At 55.2% G+C, this 19,436-nt stretch carries 18 protein-coding genes and 1 tRNA gene; 2 read left to right on the top strand and 17 right to left on the bottom strand.

The window, feature by feature from the left end; all coding sequences use genetic code 11:
* Positions 1-50: 50 nt before the first annotated feature.
* From ACTRXA_RS01500 to ACTRXA_RS01430, 15 genes are all read right to left on the bottom strand, one after another.
* A complete protein-coding gene (locus tag ACTRXA_RS01500) occupies positions 51-482 on the bottom strand; it encodes a ubiquinol-cytochrome c reductase iron-sulfur subunit (RefSeq protein ID WP_442425439.1) in 432 nt (143 codons plus the stop codon).
* A 277-nt stretch (positions 483-759) separates the two neighbouring features.
* On the bottom strand, positions 760-2,106 hold the full coding sequence (locus ACTRXA_RS01495; protein WP_442425438.1) for an FAD-dependent oxidoreductase: 1,347 nt from the start codon (positions 2,104-2,106) through the stop codon (positions 760-762).
* Between the two features lie 84 nt (positions 2,107-2,190).
* The gene (locus ACTRXA_RS01490; RefSeq protein WP_442425437.1) at positions 2,191-2,547 is read right to left on the bottom strand and encodes a hypothetical protein; all 357 of its coding nucleotides are present in this window, start codon (positions 2,545-2,547) and stop codon (positions 2,191-2,193) included.
* A gap of 40 nt (positions 2,548-2,587) precedes the next feature.
* Positions 2,588-2,672, bottom strand: a tRNA-Leu gene (locus ACTRXA_RS01485).
* A gap of 12 nt (positions 2,673-2,684) precedes the next feature.
* The gene (secG, locus tag ACTRXA_RS01480) at positions 2,685-2,996 is read right to left on the bottom strand and encodes a preprotein translocase subunit SecG (RefSeq protein WP_442425436.1); all 312 of its coding nucleotides are present in this window, start codon (positions 2,994-2,996) and stop codon (positions 2,685-2,687) included.
* Positions 2,997-3,012: 16 nt separating this feature from the next.
* Complete coding sequence (gene tpiA / locus ACTRXA_RS01475) at positions 3,013-3,768, bottom strand: triose-phosphate isomerase (protein WP_442425435.1); 756 nt, start codon at positions 3,766-3,768, stop codon at positions 3,013-3,015.
* 22 nt (positions 3,769-3,790) lie between these two features.
* On the bottom strand, positions 3,791-4,810 hold the full coding sequence (gene gap, locus ACTRXA_RS01470) for a type I glyceraldehyde-3-phosphate dehydrogenase (RefSeq protein WP_442425434.1): 1,020 nt from the start codon (positions 4,808-4,810) through the stop codon (positions 3,791-3,793).
* 201 nt (positions 4,811-5,011) lie between these two features.
* Complete coding sequence (locus tag ACTRXA_RS01465) at positions 5,012-5,755, bottom strand: pyridoxine 5'-phosphate synthase (protein ID WP_442425433.1); 744 nt, start codon at positions 5,753-5,755, stop codon at positions 5,012-5,014.
* A 1-nt stretch (position 5,756) separates the two neighbouring features.
* Entirely contained in the window at positions 5,757-6,578 is an 822-nt protein-coding gene (folP, locus tag ACTRXA_RS01460) for a dihydropteroate synthase (RefSeq protein ID WP_442425432.1), read from the bottom strand.
* 113 nt (positions 6,579-6,691) lie between these two features.
* A complete protein-coding gene (gene ftsH, locus ACTRXA_RS01455; protein ID WP_442425431.1) occupies positions 6,692-8,623 on the bottom strand; it encodes an ATP-dependent zinc metalloprotease FtsH in 1,932 nt (643 codons plus the stop codon).
* Positions 8,624-8,733: 110 nt separating this feature from the next.
* A complete protein-coding gene (tilS, locus tag ACTRXA_RS01450) occupies positions 8,734-10,104 on the bottom strand; it encodes a tRNA lysidine(34) synthetase TilS (RefSeq protein WP_442425854.1) in 1,371 nt (456 codons plus the stop codon).
* A 117-nt stretch (positions 10,105-10,221) separates the two neighbouring features.
* Positions 10,222-11,493 (bottom strand): peptidylprolyl isomerase, encoded by a 1,272-nt coding sequence (locus tag ACTRXA_RS01445; RefSeq protein ID WP_442425430.1) that lies wholly within the window; start codon positions 11,491-11,493, stop codon positions 10,222-10,224.
* Positions 11,468-12,445 carry a peptidylprolyl isomerase gene (locus ACTRXA_RS01440; RefSeq protein WP_442425429.1) on the bottom strand — a complete coding sequence of 326 codons (978 nt, stop codon included), beginning with the start codon at positions 12,443-12,445 and terminating at the stop codon, positions 11,468-11,470. The genes ACTRXA_RS01445 and ACTRXA_RS01440 overlap by 26 nt, the downstream gene beginning before the upstream one ends.
* Positions 12,435-15,839, bottom strand: coding sequence for a transcription-repair coupling factor (mfd, locus tag ACTRXA_RS01435; RefSeq protein ID WP_442425428.1), 3,405 nt, complete (start codon positions 15,837-15,839; stop codon positions 12,435-12,437). Before mfd ends, ACTRXA_RS01440 begins: the two co-directional genes overlap by 11 nt.
* Before the next feature lie 55 nt (positions 15,840-15,894).
* On the bottom strand, positions 15,895-16,257 hold the full coding sequence (locus ACTRXA_RS01430) for a hypothetical protein (RefSeq protein WP_442425427.1): 363 nt from the start codon (positions 16,255-16,257) through the stop codon (positions 15,895-15,897).
* A 116-nt stretch (positions 16,258-16,373) separates the two neighbouring features.
* On the opposite strand from ACTRXA_RS01430, the gene ACTRXA_RS01425 reads away from it, so the two are divergent.
* Positions 16,374-17,264, top strand: a complete 891-nt coding sequence (locus ACTRXA_RS01425; RefSeq protein ID WP_442425426.1) for a carbon-nitrogen hydrolase — start codon at positions 16,374-16,376, stop codon at positions 17,262-17,264.
* Complete coding sequence (locus ACTRXA_RS01420) at positions 17,254-18,315, top strand: agmatine deiminase family protein (protein ID WP_442425425.1); 1,062 nt, start codon at positions 17,254-17,256, stop codon at positions 18,313-18,315. Before ACTRXA_RS01425 ends, ACTRXA_RS01420 begins: the two co-directional genes overlap by 11 nt.
* On the opposite strand, the gene ACTRXA_RS01415 is transcribed toward ACTRXA_RS01420, so the two are convergent.
* Positions 18,312-19,073 (bottom strand): phytanoyl-CoA dioxygenase family protein, encoded by a 762-nt coding sequence (locus ACTRXA_RS01415; protein WP_442425424.1) that lies wholly within the window; start codon positions 19,071-19,073, stop codon positions 18,312-18,314. The two genes, ACTRXA_RS01420 and ACTRXA_RS01415, sit on opposite strands and share 4 nt — an antisense overlap.
* A gap of 16 nt (positions 19,074-19,089) precedes the next feature.
* On the bottom strand, positions 19,090-19,410 hold the full coding sequence (locus ACTRXA_RS01410) for a LapA family protein (protein WP_442425423.1): 321 nt from the start codon (positions 19,408-19,410) through the stop codon (positions 19,090-19,092).
* Positions 19,411-19,436 lie beyond the last annotated feature (26 nt).

Genomic DNA, 19,436 nt, shown 5'->3' with positions numbered 1-19,436 from the left:
AACACTGCTGATTAATCTAATAAAAAAAGGCGAGTACGGGAACATGCCCATCAGGTCCTGAGGTAAGAACCCGGCTCTTCCCACTCGCCTTTCTCGTACAGAAACACCTTGCTTTTATCGACCACAATTTCACCGTCCGGGGCAATGCCTACCTTCAACCGTTCCAGAGGCCGTGGAGCCGGACCTTCGAAATTGATTCCATCCATTGTGAAACCACTGCCATGACAGGGGCACTTGTACTTACCTTCCGATCGCAGCCACAAGGGCGTGCAACCCAGATGCGTGCAGCGGGCGAGAATCGCATACAGCCGCTGCTCCTCACGCACAATCCAGACACGCTGATCCTTGACCCACTTGGTGCTCACTTCGCCCACTGTGTAATCACTCACCTTGCCAGCCTTGAACTTGGGAGACGGCTCGAACAACACACGTGGGAACAACAAGCGGAGAAAATAAACGGATGACAAACCCAAAGTGGCCATGAATCCGGCCCAACCGGCATACGAGAAAAAATCCCGTCTTGAGTAAAGATTGTTGGGTTTCTCTTTACCGCCCTTGTCCTTGGCCGCAGGCTTGGCCGGGGGGATGTTTGGATTTTTGGAAGGCTGTGCCATAAGTTCTTTTAACTCAATTGTTTATATAAATCCTGAAATCCTGGATAGTCAGCCAAGAATGGACATACCACTCTAGCAAAGGATGGTTTTTAACATAATTAGAAAATGGAGTCAAGGTAAGATAGTTACATCACAAACCGTTGAATTATCGCCTTGGAGTCAAACCTCGCAGGCAGGCCCGCGCGGCTTCCAAAACCCCGATTGCGGAGTCCCCAAAACCGGGTAAAAGTTGTGTCAGCGCCTTCACTGTCATGCCCCGATGAATGGCCAGCGTCGCCAGGGTGAGCATTTCGGAAGCGCCGATTCCGGATATCTGTGCACCGATGACTTTCCGGCTCTCCCGGTCGGCCAGCAATTTGCAAAACCCACCACCCTGACCGGGAATTTCGTCCACATTCAAAGGCAACCCGTTGAAACGGCCTTCCACCGGTTTCAAATATCCCTTGTGGTGTGCGTCTTCCGCCCGGCAACCCACCGCAGCCAGAGGCGGATTGGAATGCAGGCGAAAAGGAATGCCACCCGGGTCCAGAATTCTTTCTTTTCCCAGTGCGTTCTGTGCGGCGGTGCGGCCTTCCTCGCTGGAGTGTTCCGGCGAACGTTCGTGCCCGGTCACACTTCCCGCAGCAAACACATTCTTAACGGACGTACGCATGCAGGCGTCGGCCCAGATTTCACGACGGTCTCCCATTTCCATGCCCATCGCGGCGTCCAACGAACCCGGTGTGCGCCCCACGCGCCTGTATCCAACCAGGATTTTTTCGACGGAAAACTTGATTCCCCCATCCAGGGTGATATCGATACCACCGTCTTGCTTCAAAATGGACAGGATCTTTTTATTGAACAGGGATTTGACCTTGGCCCGCTTCAAACCGGCTTCCAGGACATCGATCAGTTCGGGGTCGCGGTCGGCGATCATGCGTTTCTGTTCATTGCACAGGAACACCCTGGTACCCAGGCGGTTAAAGAAGAGCGCCGTTTCAATCACCGCCACCCCGTCTCCCAGGATTAGGATCGACTCCGGTAATTTCTCCAATTCGAGAAACCGGTCGACAGGAAGGATGGTGTCTTCATCGAAGGGAACGGTGGCAATGGATTCGGCATCCGACCCCATTGCCAGAACCACATTATCGGCCTGCACTTCCTGCTTGCCCTTTTCCGTTTCAACGCGCAGGGTACCGGTTCCGGCAAGGGTTCCTTTGCCTTCGATCAGGGTCACGCCGGAGGCTTCCAGGTCATGCCTCGCCTCGTTCGAAGCGGCCTGAGCAATGGAGGAAAAACGTGTCCGCACGCTTTCCCAATCGACAGGCCGAACAGCCCCGAATTCCGGGTCGGCAAGGAGGGTGCGCACAGGGTGGAGTCCACGATTCAGGTAGTGGCCCCCCAGGGCATCCATCTCTACGAGACACACGCGGGCGCCCATGTCACTGCCTTGCCGGGCTGCGGCGAGACCGGCAGTGCCACCTCCCAGGATGGCGAGATCAAAATGGCTCATTCAAACCCTTCCGTCGTCATGCACCGGTTGAATTACCCACATTAAAGCACAATCCCGAAACCCGCCGCAATTGCCCTTTCTGGCTCATAATACGTTCAAGGCAGCCATGCCGATCAACAGAACCAGGCCGACGGACGCGATCACCGCATGCAGGGTGACGTTCATTTTACGGCTCAACGGGATGGCAGTCAGAAAGTAGGCGGCAACAAAATAGATGAATCCGTCATTGTTCCCTAGCTGGTGGTTGACATAGAGAAACAAACCCAACATGGCGATCGACGCGACATAAACGTAACGGTGCAACTGGTACAAGCGCTTTCGCCGGTCCTGGGGAAGCATGCTGACACCAATGATGATGTTGGCGAAGACAATCAGGATAGTGAGGAACAGGGTCTGGAAGCTTGGATGGGCAAACAGGTCGCCCAGCGTTTGAATCTGCATGATTCAAATTCGGAGGCCCTTGCCGGTGAAGGCAAGTGGATGGTGCCGATGGGGAGATTCGAACTCCCACGGGTTGCCCCATACGCCCCTCAAGCGCACGTGTCTACCAGTTCCACCACATCGGCATTGAAGCGAAATTATTTCTTGGAATTGTCCTGGGCTGGCTGGGTCGGGATGGTCGTGGTTTCTTCCACTTCGTTGATCACGGAATCCTGCTTTTTGCTGGACAGCACCGTCGCCAGGCTGAGGGACGTGATCATGAACACGATGGCCGCAACGGTGGTGAGTTTGGTCAAAAAATTTCCCGCTCCACTGCTGCCAAACATGGTCTGGCTGGACCCGGAACCGAACACCGCTCCCATGGCCGCGCCTTTGCCGGACTGCAGCAGGACGACGAGTATCAGGAAAACTGCGGCGACAATGTGTAATACCGTAACAAACGTATGCAAACCAACCTCCTAAGAATCACTCAACCGAGCCAATAATAGCACAAAATAAATCCACGTCCAAACTCGCGCCGCCCACCAGAGCGCCATCGATATTGTCTTCCCCAAGAAGACCACGGCTGTTCTCCGGCGTCACACTGCCTCCGTAAAGAACCCGTATGGACTCCCCGGCGGCGGGCCCATACAATTCGCCGATCCATTGACGGATCAGGCAGTGCACCTGTTCAGCCTGTTGAGGAGTGGCGTTCTTGCCTGTACCGATGGCCCACACCGGTTCGTAAGCGACGACCACCCTTCTGACCGCAGACGGCTCAACGCCCTTCAAGCCTTCGGTCAATTGCAGATGGACCACGTGTTCGGTCTGCTCTGCATCGCGTTCGACCTCGGTTTCACCGACACAAAGGATGACGTTGAGGCCATGATCGAGAGCGTGCCTGACCTTTCGGTTGATGAGGGCCTCCGGTTCGCCGAACTGGTGCCGGCGCTCCGAGTGGCCAACGATCACCCAGCCGCACCCCGCCTCCACCAGCATGGGCGCCGAAATCTCACCCGTAAAGGCACCAGCGTCTTCGGCAAACACATTCTGTGCGGCAAGCCCGATACCGGTTCCCTTAAGCAGGGATGCCGCAAGCGAAAGCGAGGTGAACGGCGGTGCCACCACCACTTCCGCCGGACAACTGGAATCCAGCCGCCGGACCAGCCCTTGCAACAACCCCTCCGTCTCGGAAAGGGTCTTGTTCATTTTCCAGTTGCCGGCAATCAGGATCTTTCGCATAAAGCCCATTGTCCGTTGGCGCTCAGATTCCTTTTTTGATCATGAACTTCAAGATATCCCGCGTGCGAGAGGAATAGCCCCACTCATTGTCGTACCACGACAGCACTTTCACCATGTTCTTTCCCATGACCTTGGTCGAGGGGCCATCGATGATCGAGGAATCCTCGTCGCCGTTGAAATCGATCGACACCAGCGGCTGTTCCTCAAGACGCAGGATGCCCTTGAGTTCACCCTCTGCCACTTCGCGGAACATGGCGTTGACTTCTTCCGTCGAGGTATCTTTTTCCACTTCGGCCACGAAGTCCACCAGCGAAACGTTGGGGGTGGGAACACGGATGGCCATGCCGTCGAGTCGGCCTTCCAGCTCCGGCAGGACAATGCACACTGCCTTCGCCGCTCCGGTGGTGGTCGGGATCATCGACAGGTTGGCCGCCCGCGCCCGGCGCAGGTCCTTGTGCGGCAGGTCCAGAATTCGCTGGTCGTTGGTGTAGGAATGAATGGTGGTCATCAATCCCTTCTTGATCTTGAGCCGGTCATGCAGCACCTTCACCATCGGAGCAAGGCAGTTGGTCGTGCAGGAGGCATTGGAAACGATGGAATGCTGTTTGGGGTCGTATTTGCCTTCGTTGACACCCAGCACCACCGTCACATCCGGATCGGTGGCGGGTGCGGAAATGATGACTTTCTTCGCCCCGGCGGTCAGGTGTTTGGCCGCGGCATCCCGCTTGGTGAAGATGCCGGTGGACTCGATCACCACATCGACGCCCAGACTTTTCCATGGGAGTTCGGCCGGATCCTTCACAGACAGGACCTTGATCTTTTTTCCATCGATAATCAGGTTGTCCCCGTCCGCCTTCACTTCACCCTTGGTGACGCCCTGCACGGAATCGTATTTATACAGGTGGGCGAGGGTCGCCGCATCGGTGAGATCGTTGATGGCCACAACGTCCACCAGCTCGCCGCATTCCTTGTCACTCAATATGCATTTCAAAACGTTTCGGCCGATGCGGCCGAAACCGTTGATACCCACTTTAGTGGCCATATACCGATACCTCCAATTGCTTTGCTTGCGCTTTTCTTGGACTGAAAACACGTTGGCCCGGTCCCGGAGGGCGGGGTCGTGGTCATTTTCGCTTGCTTCCGTGGCTTGTTCAACGCCAATGTGGCGGGACGCTAACAGGGCAATGCGGGATTACGATTATGGTGCAAATTGATTGCGGGGTCAATACGATGAACACGGGTTTCATGCAGAAACCGTTCTTTGCGCCACACCTTTTTCAATGCACCGGATCATGTCGCGAACGGCCTGCTCCATGCCGCAATACACGGACCGTGCCACCAGGTTGTGACCGATGTTGAGTTCCTCGACCTCGGGGACCGCGGCGATAGGAACCACATTTTCGTTGTTCAACCCGTGCCCGGCAAACACCCGGAGACCCAGGCCCTTCGCGTGGCGGGCTGCGGCCTGGATTTTTTGGAGTTCCCGTGCCATCTGCTCCGGGTCGGTGAGCTCGGTGTAAAGACCGGTATTGATCTCGATGCTGTCCGCCCCCGTTTCCATCGCAGCGTTCAGTTGTTCCAAATCCGGATCCACAAACAGGCTGAACCGGATACCCAGGGGAGCCAGACGCTGACGGATGTCCGCCAGATATCCTTTCTTCGAGATCACGTCAAGGCCTCCCTCGGTGGTGATCTCCTGCCGTTTCTCCGGCACCAGCGACACCTGGTAAGGCTTGACGTTGATGGCAAGTTCCACCATCTCTTCCACTGCCGCCATCTCCAGATTGAGCGGCGTGCGGATGCCCTCCCGAATACGGTGCACGTCCCTGTCCTGAATGTGCCGCCGGTCCTCACGCAGATGCACGGTGATGCCGTCGGCCCCGGCCTGCTCCGCCAGGTGTGCGGCTTTCAGCGGGTCCGGCTCCAAGGTTTTGCGGGCTTCCCGCAGGGTGGCGACGTGGTCCACATTGACAAACAAACGTATCATTTCATTCCTTCCGGTACTTGCGGAGTTCTTCAACAATCTTGATGGCCCGGGCGGTTTCCAGAACGTCGTGAACGCGCAGGACACGGGCGCCTTTCAACACACCAACCACCGCCGCGGCCAACGAGCCTTCCATTCTCTCATCCGTGGGAAGGTCCAGGATTTTACCAATAAACGCCTTGCGGGAAACACCCAAAAGCACAGGTTTTTCCAATGAAGCGAACCGATCCAGGTTGGATACCAGTTCCAGATTGTGCCTGACCGTCTTGCCGAATCCAATGCCGGGATCGATCATGATCTGATCCGCGGGGATTCCTGCAAACTCCGCTTCGGTGATGCGGCGGTCGAGAAAGTCATAAACCTCTTCAACGCAATCGACGTACTGCGGATCGAGCTGCATGGTCTTCGGCGTGCCTTGCATATGCATGATGATCACCCCCGCTGGATAGCGGGACACGGTTTCCACCATTTCCGGAAACCTCAGGCCGTAGATATCGTTAATCCAGTGAACGCCGAGATCCAGCACCCGCCGCGCCACATAAGGCTTGTACGTATCCACGGAGATGGGAACCGGAATTTCCCGCACCAGCGTTTTCACCACCGGCTCCAGCAGTTTCCATTCCTGTTCGTCCGGAACGGGTTCCGACCCGGGGTGGGTCGACTCCGCCCCGATGTCCAGCATGTCCGCGCCGTCCTCAATCAGGCGTTCTGCGGTTTTCAACGCCTGCTTTTCATTTGCGGAGTAACTGGATCGAAAAAAAGAATTGGAAGACAGGTTGATGATTCCCATGATCCGAGTCGGGCCGGAAAAGAAGTCATCGCTCATACCACCACTCCTTTTAATTCAAAATCAAACAAGCAAACAAAAAAAGCTCCAAACTGGCCACAGCCGGAATGGAGCTTTGATTGTTCAGAAGGTTTTTAGACCACGGACCGTCCTCAGGCAGGGGTGGGATCAGGCACACCACCTCCACCCACCAGGCCCTCGTCGAGGCCTTTGGCTTTCTTGCCCTTTTGGGTGTCCTCCGCCTTCAATCCGGCGGCAGGCTCCGTCTTTCCGGAGTCTGAATCCGGGTCCAGCGGACGGTTTTCTATGATGGCTTTGATCTCAACCAGGTCCAGGGTTTCCTGCTCCAGAAGTGCCACCGCCAATCGCTCCAGTGCATCGCGATTTTCGGTCAGCAGTTCCTTCGCACGATTGTAGCCGCCCATGACCAAGGCCTTGACTTCAAGATCGATCAGCTTGGCGGTTTCGTCGCTGAAGTTCTTCTGTGCGGAGAAATCCTTGCCCAGAAACACCTGTTCCTCCTTGGTGCCGTAGGTCAACGGACCCATCTTCTCGCTCATGCCCCATTCACAAACCATCTTGCGCGCGGTTTCTGTCGCGACTTCGATGTCGTTGCCCGCACCGGTGGTGATTTCACCCAGACAAACCTCCTCGGCCACGCGCCCGCCCATCATGATGGCCAGGCGGTGAATGAGGTATTCCTTGGGATACGTGTGCTTCTCATCTTCCGGCAACTGCATGGTCACACCCAGGGCACGGCCCCGCGGAATGATGGTCACCTTGTGCAGGGGATCGGTCCCCGGCAGGAGGAACGCCACCAGCGCATGTCCGGCTTCGTGATAAGCGGTGGTTTTCTTTTCCTTCTCGGTGATGACCATACTGCGGCGTTCGACACCCATCATGACCTTGTCTTTGGCGTTCTCGAAGTCTTCCATGGTCACCACCTTCTTCTCATCACGTGCAGCGAGGAGGGCGGCTTCGTTGACCAGGTTGGCGAGATCCGCACCGGTAAAACCCGGCGTGCCGCGGGCCACCACTTTGAGGTCCACGTTGTCGGACAACGGCACCTTGGCGGTGTGCACTTTCAGAATGCCTTCGCGTCCCTTGATATCCGGACGCCCGACCACCACCTGGCGGTCAAACCGGCCCGGGCGCAACAGCGCGGGGTCGAGAACGTCGGGACGGTTGGTCGCGGCGATCAAAATGACACCTTCGTTGTTCTCGAAGCCGTCCATTTCCACCAGCAACTGGTTGAGGGTCTGTTCGCGTTCGTCATGACCGCCGCCGAGACCCGCGCCGCGATGTCGTCCCACGGCGTCGATTTCGTCGATGAAAATGATGCACGGGCTGTTCTTTTTACCCTGCTCAAACAGGTCGCGCACGCGCGAAGCGCCGACGCCGACAAACATCTCAACGAAGTCCGAACCGCTAATACTGAAGAACGGCACGTTCGCCTCGCCGGCAATGGCGCGGGCCAACAGGGTTTTCCCCGTGCCCGGAGGGCCCACCAGCAGGACGCCCTTGGGAATCTTGCCGCCCAGCTTGCTGAACTTCTGGGGCTCCTTCAAAAACTCGATGATTTCGTGGAGTTCTTCCTTGGCTTCATCACAACCGGAGACATCCTTGAAGGTGGTCTTGGTTTTACCTTCATTCATCAGGCGCGCCTTGCTTTTGCCAAAGGAAAGCGCCTTGCCGCCTCCGGACTGCATCTGGCGCATGAAGAAAATCCAGATACCCAGAAGCAGGATCATCGGGAACCACGAGATCAGGACGTTCATGTACCAGCTGGTCTGCTCCGGTGGCTTCACCACCATGCGAACGTCTTTATCCCGCAGGGATTTGATGAGGTCCGGGTCCTTGGACGGAGCGTAAGTCTGGAAGGTCTGGCCATCGGTGTACTTGCCGGTAATGTGATCGCCCTGCATGACCACTTCCGCAACCTCACCGTTCTCCACCTTGTTCATGAACTCGCTGAAGACGATCTCCGACTGAGGGGTTATGGGTTGGTTGAAAATATTGAACAAAGCTATCAGGATGATGCCGATAACCAGCCACAACGCGAGGTTTTTATAAAATTGATTCAAGGCCGTCTCCTTTTGTATCTAATCTGGGCAATTGCCGTCCTGTTTCCCCATGGTAGCATATTTTATCCCGCGTGGGCGGGAATCTTGCCCAATGTGTTGGCGCCCCTCGTTCATTTCAAAACCCTGATATTCAACGTATTGCGGGTCTGCTCGGAAATACGGTAGAGCTCAGAGATGCGCCCCTCTAACACCCAAATAATATGATCGTCCGCGGTTGTCAATACGGTCATCCGTTTTCTTTCTGCGCGCGGAATTTTTTCATCTTTAAAGTAATCCTTGAGCTTTTTGGACCCCTGCATACCCAGAGGCTGAAACCGGTCGCCGGCTCGCCAGTGACGAATTCGCAACACAGGACCGGTTTTATCAAAATCCAGAAGGGCCTGTTGGATGTCGGCCGGCTCTTTATGAGCCCCCTTTTCAACTTCAGCCGATATTTGAATACCCAAAGATTCAACGGCCGTGACCCCGGGAATCTGAAGGAGGCACCCCTCGCCCATCAACAGGTTACTGTTGTTTAAGATGCCGGGTTGTGACTCCGGGATTTTATATATCTTGAGGGAATCGGCCTCCCTTTCGGCAGCCCAACCACCGGGCAGGGAGACCACCTTTCCACTCTGGTCTGATTCCAGCAGGGCCAGGACCTTCAGGATATGGTCGAAGGTAACCCGGCGCAGGTTGCCGCGTCCACGTTCCAAAGCCAGCCTCACCAATCGGGCCTGCAGGGCCGGCGGCAGCGCCTTCAGGGCTTCACACTCCAGAATCACCTGACGGTTCTGGTGATCCTCCCGGCCCAGACGCTCGAACCAGTCCTCCGCTTCGCGATTCAGATGCTCCTCTTCCCATTGAAGAATACGTGCAGTCTGTTGCAGGGCTTGGCGGACCTGGGGATTGTATTCCCGCTCCAGATAAGGGAGAAGTTCCATCCGGATACGGTTGCGCAGGTATTGGACGTCGCGATTGGTGGCATCCTCGCGGAATTCGATTTTCTCCCTTTTCAGGAATTCCATCACATCCTCGCGCGTGCAGTCGATCAAAGGGCGAATGAGGTTGTCGCGAACCGGCCGCATTCCACCCAGCCCGCGCGGACCGCCTCCCCGCAACAGGTTGATGAGCACCGTTTCCGCCTGGTCGTCCGCAGTGTGGGCCAGTGCCACCTTCTGCGCCGACACCTGTTCCCGTACCGACTCCAGAAACTTTAGCCGGATAATGCGTGCGGTTTCCTGAAATGACATACCGCTTTTGGCGGACGCTCCGGGCACATCTCGCCGTTCAACCACAACAGGAATGTCAAGCCGGACAGCAGCCTGGCGAACAAACTCGGCATCTTCCGCTGATGCTCCTTCACGGGTGCCATGATCCAGGTGGGCTGTGGTAAGGCGAAATTCCATTTCGGACCGCAACCGATGCAGCGCGTACAGGAGAGCCACGGAATCGGGACCCCCGGAAACGGCGACAACCAGATGGTCACCGGGCGTCACCATATTATGGATAGCGAGGGTACGCTGAATTTTTTCGATAAAAGGGAGCATACGGCCCCTGAGGGGTGGAGAGACCGGGGCGTTGGGGGCAGGAATCCGGTTACGGGATCGGCGCGTGAATTACAGGTTTTCCAGCAGGGATTTCTTACGGCGGTTATATTCCTGCTCGGTGATCAGGTCCATGTCTCTCAGGTTTTTATAATATTTCAGTTTTTTCTCCAAGGGTTCAAATTCCCTGGCAACCGGGGTTTCCTTTTGAAGAGTTTCCTTTTTCCCGATTTGCAAAGGAGGCAATACTTCCTCCTGGCGCGGAACCTTTTTCTTGACCGGAGTGGTTTCCATTTTGTTTATGGACGACCCAGGCATTTTACCCGCAACCACCGGCTTATTATTATGTTCGCCGGAAGGTTTCAACGAACCCAGCCGTTTTTCAATGAATGATCTGGCGCGAAGATCCTCAATGTATTCTTTAAATACAGACTCAAAGCGTTCGTGTTTCAATTGAGCCTCGATGCGACCTTCCACATCCTCCATGGGGACGGGAGCTCCGTGGAGGATTTCTTCGACTTTGATAATGTGGAGTCCATACGGGGAAGTTATAATATTGCTCACCTCCCCCGATTCCAGGGAAAACGCAGCATCTTCGAATTCGGAAATCATTTTACCCTTTTCAAGCACTCCCAAATCTCCGCCATTCGATGCGGTTACGTCCTCGGAATACTCCTTTGCCACGTCCACGAATTCGCGACCACTTAGAATCTCTTCAAGGGCCATTCGCGCCTTCTTCTTTTTAAGTTCCACCTCGTCCTGGGTGAGACTGTTATCCAGAATAAACAAGATGTGCCTGGCGTGCACCTTGGGGGTGGTCCAGAAATCTTTCCGGTGGGCGTCGTAATATTCCGCAATTTCCTCTTTACTGATTTTGATACGGGAACGGACTTCCAGGTTTATGACGCGGCTCAGCAGGATTTGTTCACGGATGCGCTTTTTGTATTCCTCCATTGTGCGCCCTTCCTGCTCCAACATTTCTGCCAACTGTTCCTCAGTCAGGTTGCCACGGGCCCGAATGTCATCCAGCGCACTCTGCATCTGACTTTCTTCCACAATCATGTTCAATCGCTCGGCCACACCAATCATCAGGATTTCATCAATCATCTGCTCAAGTGTTTGCAGGCGCACCTGTTCGAAGGGAGGCAAGGCCTCTACGCCCATTCCCGAATAGCGGGCCATGTCCACCCGGGCCCGCTCATCAAGGGCGCTTAAGGTGATGATCTCGTTATTGACCTTGGCCACCACCCGGTCCAGCACCTTGGCATGCACACCCGGCCCTCCTAAAAGCAGGAGCAGGCTGGAAAAAAGGACTACGTTAATGAATGTTTTCCAGAGCGTCATAATTGATTTCGATTTTCGCCTGGTTCTTCAACTTGAGAAGCCAGGCCTGAAAGGCTTTCTCTTGCGCTTCACGCAACAGCTTTTTGTGGATCGCATCCCTTGATTCTTCAAAACTCATCTTGCGCTCGGGTTTTTTGTCCACCACCTTGAAAACGTGGTAACCATAAGGCGTCCGGATGATGTCACTGACCTTGTTCACCTTGAGCTCGAACACCTCGTCGAATTCCTCCGGCATCTGGCCCGCCTCGAAGTAACCCATGTCACCGCCGCTTTCACTTTCCAGCCCCAGCGAGTGTTCTCGCGCCAGATCCTCGAACTTTTTCCCCTTTCGCAGGAGCTTGAGAATATCGCGGGCCGAATCCTCATTTTCCACCATGATGTGAAGAGCGCGCAACTGTTCGCCTTTTTGGAATTCACCCTGGTGCTCGTCAAAGTACTTCTGCAATTCCTCTTCCTTAACTGAGACTCGGCTGTTTACGCTCTCCTGAATCAGTTTTTTTATAAGCAGACGCCTTTTCAGTTTCTCCTTCCATTCCTCTTCGGTATTTTCCTGAAAATCCAAAATCTTTTTAAACGCCCCCTTTTCATATCCTTGCCGGATATTGTGATACTCGATCTCCAGGGTATCCGGCTCCAACTCAACGCCCTGCTTCTTCACTTCCTGGAGAAGGATCCTTTCCTGAATCATCTGGTTGAGCGCGTCCATGCGAAGCCATACCAGCTTTTCCCTTGAAAGCGGCTGTTCATCCTCGACCCGGTATTTTTTCCGGTTGCGTTCGAATTCCTTGACCAACACCTTCTTCTCCAGTTGCTCTCCATTCACGCGAGCAACCACCTCCGGATTTTCAAATTTCGGGCCTTCTTTTTTTTCTCCGCATGCCGACAACACAAGCGCAAGCCCTAAAAGACCCGCACACCGGGCGAAAAATGCGGAATCACGTTTATTCTTCATCCAGTGGCCTCACCATCTGCCGGAGGTATTCCGTCACCCGTTCGATATCTTTTTTCCATCCCGCATTGTCTACCTTAACGCGAATTTCGTATTCAGACACCAGGCTCAGACGTAAATCCAGGAGCGCGGTCAGCGTCTCGGACTTCATCGGCGTGGTTGGAGCGATTTTCAAATATACGTATTCACCCGACCGCTGGGCCCTGGTGATGTGCAGCCGCTGACACAAAATCTTCACCTCCATCAAAGCCAGAAGTTTCCCGGTTTCGGAGGGAATCGCGCCAAAACGGTCGTTCAACTCCTTGCGGAATGCCTCCAGGCCATCGAGGTCGCCCACCAGTTGAAGGCGCTGATAGGATTCCAGGCGCTGGTTCAGATCGGCAATATACTCCTTGGGAATGTACCCGCGAATCTGAAAATCCATCTCGGTTTCCACCTTCTCTTCAACTTTCTCGCCCTGCGATTCGCGGATGGTTTCTTCCAGAAGTTTGCAATACAGATCGAAGCCGACGGTAGAGATGTGGCCGGACTGGTTCTTGCCAAGCATGTTGCCCGTTCCGCGAATTTCCATATCGCGCGCGGCCAACTGAAACCCCGCGCCGAGGTCACTCATCTCCTCCAGCGCCATCAGGCGTTTGCGCGCATCCTCTGACACCACCATGGTACCGGGTATCAACATGTACGCGTAGGCCTGATGTTTGTAGCGGCCCACCCGGCCGCGCAACTGGTAGAGCTGGGCCAGTCCGAACTGGTCGGCGCGGTTGATAATGATGGTATTGGCCGATGGAATATCGAGACCGGACTCGACGATGGACGTACACAAGAGAAGATCGATTTCCTTGTCGATGAACTGCTTCATCACTTTTTCCAGCATCCGTTCCTGCAGCTGCCCATGGGCGATGCCGACACGCACCTCGGGAACGATCTTCTTGATCAATGCGGCCACGGAATGGATGCTGTGCACTTTGTTGTGGACGAAAAAAATCTGTCCGCCCCGGTCCATCTCGCGCATGATGGCGTCGCGTATGGTCTTGTCGTCGAATTTGCGGATGTAGGTTTTGATCGCCAGCCGGTCGCTGGGCGGGGTTTCGATCACACTCAGGTCGCGTACACCCATGAGGGAGAAATGCAGGGTGCGGGGAATGGGTGTGGCGGAGAGCGTCAGGATATCCAGTGAGGCGCGCAGTTTTTTCAACTGCTCCTTGTGTTTCACCCCGAAACGCTGTTCCTCGTCGATGATCATCAGGCCCAGGTTGTGGAACTGTACGTCTTTCGACAACAGGCGGTGCGTGCCGATGATGATATCCAGCTTGCCCTCTTTCAACCGGCGCAACACTTCCTTCTGCTCTCTGGCGGTGCGGAAGCGGCTGACCATGTCGATGCTCACCGGGTACATGTGAAACCGCTCGCGGAAGGTATTGAGATGCTGTTGCGCCAGGATGGTGGTGGGCACCAGCACCGCAACCTGTTTTTTGTCGAGGACCGCACGGAAGGCGGCGCGCATGGCGACTTCCGTTTTGCCGTAGCCGACGTCCCCGCAGATGAGGCGGTCCATCGGCTTCGACTTTTCCATGTCTTCATGAATTTCTTCGATGGCTTTCAACTGGTCATCGGTTTCGACGTACTCGAAACTGTCGGAAAACTCCTGCATCAAAACAGGATCGGTGGAGTACGCGTTGCCCTCCGCCACCTCGCGAGCGGCGTAAATCTTAAGAAGGTCGCCCGCCATTTCGCGCAGGGAATCCTTCACTTTCTTTTTCTGCCGTTTCCACTGGGCTCCGCCGAGTTGACTGAGCGGGGGATTGTCCTCGCCCGCGCCCTGATACTTCTGCACGTAGGCGAGCCCGTCCATCGGTAGATACAATTTCTGATCATTGGCGTAGAGGATTTCCATGAACTCTCCGCCGCCAATGCTGGTCTTCAGCTCGCGGGTACCCATGTATTTGCCGATACCGTAATCAACGTGTACCAGCAGGTCGCCCACCTTGAGATCCTTGAACCCCCGCTGGAAGCTGGCCGATTTGGGTTTCCGCCGAAAGCGGTGTTTGTGGGTGCGACCGAAGATTTCATGCTCGGCGACGAATACATGACCGCTTTCGGGAAGTTGGAATCCGCTGCTGATCTGCCCGGTCATCACCGGAAGATTCAATTCCTTTTCCAGAAGGAGTTCATTGACACGGCGGACGTGCCCTTTCGTGGGGGCGACGACGGTAACCTCAAACCGTTCCTTCTGCCAGTCGCGCGCGGCGTCGGCAAATCCATCGAACCGTCCCTGGAAACCGGGGATGGATTTTACTTCAAACGCATGGACCGCATCCTCCGTCACCTTAAGCGTATTCAACACAACATGACGGCGGGACTGCATGGTTTGAAACAGGCCCTCTTTATCGAGATACAGTTTGTCCGGCGGCGGAGCGACTTCCTCCCGCTCCTGGCAACGGACATACTCATCGTGGATCAAGGACTCATACCGGTCGGCTTTTTCCTCAAGCGCATCCTTTTCATCCAGCACCAGCAGGGCATCGGCCGGCAGATGATCAAAAAGGCTTTCGGTCTGATCATAAAAAAACGGTGATAGAAACTCGATCCCGGAAAAGGTTTGCAGATGGCGCAGTTTTTCCAGAAGCTCATTCAGCTTGCCCCGGTCCACGGCCTGCTCGCGGGCATGGTCGAGGATGCGACCGACCCCTTCTTCGCATTCTTTCTGGGTGAGACAGATTTCGCGCACCGGTAGCACCTTGAACGCGTCGATCTCTTCCACCGAAATCTGGGAGGTGACATCGAAGTGACGGATCGACTCAACCTCATCACCAAAAAACTCGACACGGATGGGGTTCACCGACGAAGGCAGGTAGAGGTCCAGGATGTCGCCGCGCGAACTGAACTCGCCCGGTTCCTCCACCATCTTGGAACGCCGGAAACCATTATCGACAAGACACAATTCCAGCAGTTCGCGATCCACCGACTCACCCCGCTTGACCGGATAGGTGAGGTTGCTCAACACGTTCCGCGGCATGACGTACTGCATCGCCGCCTCAATCGGCACGACGAGGATGGGGCATTTGTTCTCTCCCAGCTTGTCGAGCACATCCAGCCGCTCGCCCGAAACCTCGCTCAGCGGAGACAGCGGTTCGTAGGGCAACAACTCCCAGGTAGGAAAAAATTGCGGAACGGGCCGCAGGTTTTCATATTTCAGGAAAAACCGCAGGTCGCCAAGCAGGGCCTCCCCACTGTTCTGGTCGGCGGTGACGATGACCAACGGACGCCGAAGGGTTTTCCACATTCGAGCCAGAAACCAGGCGCGCGAAGCCCCGGTCAAGCCCTCGACCGTGGACGCACCGGCCCCCTCTTCCAGCGAATGGAACAATTCGTCCCACCCACTTTGGGTCGGGGGCATGACTGCATTCAACGTATTGGCGGAACTGTTCATGAATGGATTGACTGCCAGGGGATCAGGACTTCGCATTTTCGGGAAGCAGGTGTTCCCACTTCGACTCTCCCTTGATTTTGAAATTAACAGTAACGATGAACGACGTGCCTTCGTAAAAATTCAACTTGTAGTTGCCGCCGCCAAACCGTTCGAACAGATACTCTTCACAGTTGTCGCGGAAGCCATTGAATTCTTCGAGGGTGAATTTGGCGATCTCGTAAAAATAAATCGAGACGCCTTCATACACGCCCACGAGCAGGGTGAGGTTGATCCGCTGGTAAATCTCTTCGAAACGCTGGTCGCATTCTTCGGAGGTGGGGTCCCGCTTGAGTTCCCGTTTCAGCTTGGGTTTGTAGTAATCTCGAAAAGCCTTTTTGACCCACATGGTTCAGATTCTGATAGTTGTTGGGGTTGATCAAAAGTCGTTGCCGTGAGGCAAAACATTTCTTATACTCCCCTGAGGGGAAACAAAACGAAAAACCAGTTTAATTTTAATCAATTATGAGCACAAATACCAAGACAGAAATCGTCCGGGTCGGTCTCGTGCAGATGGCCTGCAACGAGAATCCGGATGACAACCTTGGGGAGGCCGTCCGGGGCATCCGAAAGGCTGCGGAAAACGGGGCGCAGATCGTCTGTCTGCAGGAACTCTACCGCTCGCAATATTTCTGTCAGGTGGAGGATACCGACCGGTTTCGGCTGGCGGAACCCATTCCCGGCCCCTCCACCGAGGCTTTTGGTCCTCTTGCCAGGGAGTTGTCGATTGTGCTCATCGTGCCACTGTTCGAAAAACGCTCCGCCGGACTGTACCACAACAGCGCTATCGTGTTTGACGCCGACGGTTCGGTGGCCGGGCATTACCGCAAAATGCACATACCGGACGATCCCGGCTTCTACGAAAAGTTTTACTTCGCGCCCGGCGACAACGGGTTCCAAGCCATCGACACCCGCTACGGAAAAATCGGCGTGCTCATCTGCTGGGACCAGTGGTTCCCGGAGGGAGCTCGGTTGACGGCTCTGGCGGGCGCGCAAATTTTGTTTTACCCCACGGCCATCGGGTTTCAGGACTTCGACTCCGAAGTCGCCTCCAAACAGGCGAATGCCTGGGAGACGATCCAGAAATCGCATTCCATCGCCAACGGGGTGTTCACCGTTGCGGTGAACCGCATCGGCCGGGAACACAATATTCAGTTCTGGGGCCGCTCGTTCGTATGTGGGCCACTGGGTGAGGTCCTGGCCCAGGCGTCTGACGAATGCCCTGAAGTGCTGGTGGTGGACTGCGACCTCGCTCTCATTGAAGAAACCCGCCAGGGCTGGCCCTTTCTGCGCGACCGGCGGGTGGACGCCTACCAGAACCTGACCCGACTCTTTCTTGATTCGAATGGCCGCTGATTCCCCCACTCCGGCGCAGTCCGGCTTTCGCATGCCCGCGGAGTGGGAACCCCACGCCGCCACCTGGCTGACCTGGCCCCACAATCCTGAAACCTGGCCCGGACTCGACCTGCGCCCCATCGAAGACGTGTACCTGCAAATGATTGCCACCCTGATCGAGGGCGAAACCGTGCACGTTCTCGCCAAGGACCCCGAAAGCCGCATCTACGTGGAAAAACGCATGAAGGAACACCACGTTCTGGGCAAAGACGTGCAGATTCATTGCCTGCCCACCAACGATTCATGGATTCGCGACTACGGTCCCAACTTTCTGATACGGGAAAACAATTCCCTTCGCGATGTCGCCGCCAATGTGTGGCGGTTCAACTCCTGGGGTGGCAAGTACGAATGGGAACTCGACGACCGTGCCGGACTGGACATCACACGCCGTCTCGGCATCCCCGTATTCGAACCCGCACTTGTATTGGAAGGCGGGGCCATTGAAGTCAACGGGCGCGGCACCTGTCTCACCACCCGCCGATGCCTGCTTGACGAAAACCGCAATGCGGGAATGACACAGGAAGAAATGGAGCGTTATTTAATGGAGTACCTCGGCGCGTCGCACGTCCTGTGGTTCGAGGGGGACCTGGAAGGCGATGACACCGACGGCCACATCGACAACCTGGTGCGCTTCGTCGATGAAACCACCGTGATCTATGCATTTGATGAAAATCAGGATGATCCTAATCACGCCTGCCTGGCGGCAAATCACGAAACCCTTCAAGCGGCAACCGACCAAAACGGAAACAAGCTCGAAGCCATTGCACTGCCCATGCCGGAACGGGTGGAATTCAACGGTGACCGCCTTCCAGCCAGTCACGCCAATTTTTATATTGGCAACCAAAGTGTGCTGTTGCCGGTTTTTGGAGGCTCAAGCGACAAGAAAGCCGAAGGAATTTTAAAAGACCTGTTTCCGCATCGGAAGGTGGTGCCGGTCCTTTGCAACGAGTTCGTGCTGGGACTGGGCGCCATCCATTGCGTCACGCAACAGCAACCCTCCGCAAAAACCTAAACCCGGAATTTGTATTCCTTGCTGGGGTCACGCTCGCAGTCGGGGGGGAAGCTTTTCCGTTTGTCCGCGTAATACTTTTCGCGGTGATCTCCCGCCGATGCCTTGTTGTAGGTCACGTATAGAACGCGGCGGGGAAAGTCAGTCAGGTTGGGACCGGATCCGTGCGGCACGAAGGAATCAAAGAACACCATGTCGCCAGGTTGAAGCGGCAGGGTTTCGAACTTCATCCCCTCCATCTGCCCATCCGTAAGCGGTTCCCATTGTTTGCCGATCAGTCCCTTGCGGTGATGCCCTCCCGCAATTTGAAGGGGACCGTTTTCCGGAGTCATGGGATCAATGCATATAAGCGCAGTAATGAAGATTTCCGTGTAATCCCACCAGCCTGCCTGCTGGTCCTGGTGCCATTTAAATCCGTCTCCACCGGGTAGCTTGAAATTGATTTTGTCCTTGAACAGTTTGGCGGATTCGCCAAACAGATCGCCCACCGCACCTTTCAGCCCGTCACTGTCGAACAATTCCCGAAAACCAGCGTGGTAGGGATACAGGTTTTCGACCCGTTGCAGAATGCGCTGGCCAGGTTCCTTGAGGCTGTCCTCGAAGTACATCATGTGCCGGCCGGGTGTTTCAGGCCAGTTCTGCACCTCGCAGGTCCAGTCAAGGAGGTCGTCGAGCACCGATTCCGAAAACGGGTTTGAAAGGGACAGGTATCCATCCCGTTTAAAGTCCGCAACCTGTTGCGGAGTCAAAACCTTGCTCATACTACCTCGTTGACAATCAGGGGTCGTTTTTTTCCGTGAGTTCCGGAAGGGATTTCGATTTCAATTCCGCGATTTCCCGGTTCAGAGAATCAATGGTTTTCTGTTTGCTGTGAATAGTGGCCTTGAGTTTCATTTTGGAAAAAACACTTTCCACCCAGGCCAGCAGAAACCCCAGTCCCAGAGAGGCGAGAATGACGATCAGCAGGGGTACTTTGACATTGACGGAGTTGAGCCCGAAATCATAAAAGCTCACTTCCACCAGATCGAGATTTTTGACAGCGAAAATGGAAATGATCAATGCCAGCAAAACGAAAATGACTATCTTGATCGCAGGCATAGCGTCCGGAGAATAGGAAAGGAAAT

This window comes from Nitrospina sp. P1_D6, from assembly GCF_052156615.1.
Taxonomy (GTDB): domain Bacteria; phylum Nitrospinota; class Nitrospinia; order Nitrospinales; family Nitrospinaceae; genus Nitrospina.
The sequence above is the reverse complement of the archived record's forward strand: the minus strand, read 5'-3'. Positions and strand labels throughout refer to the sequence as shown.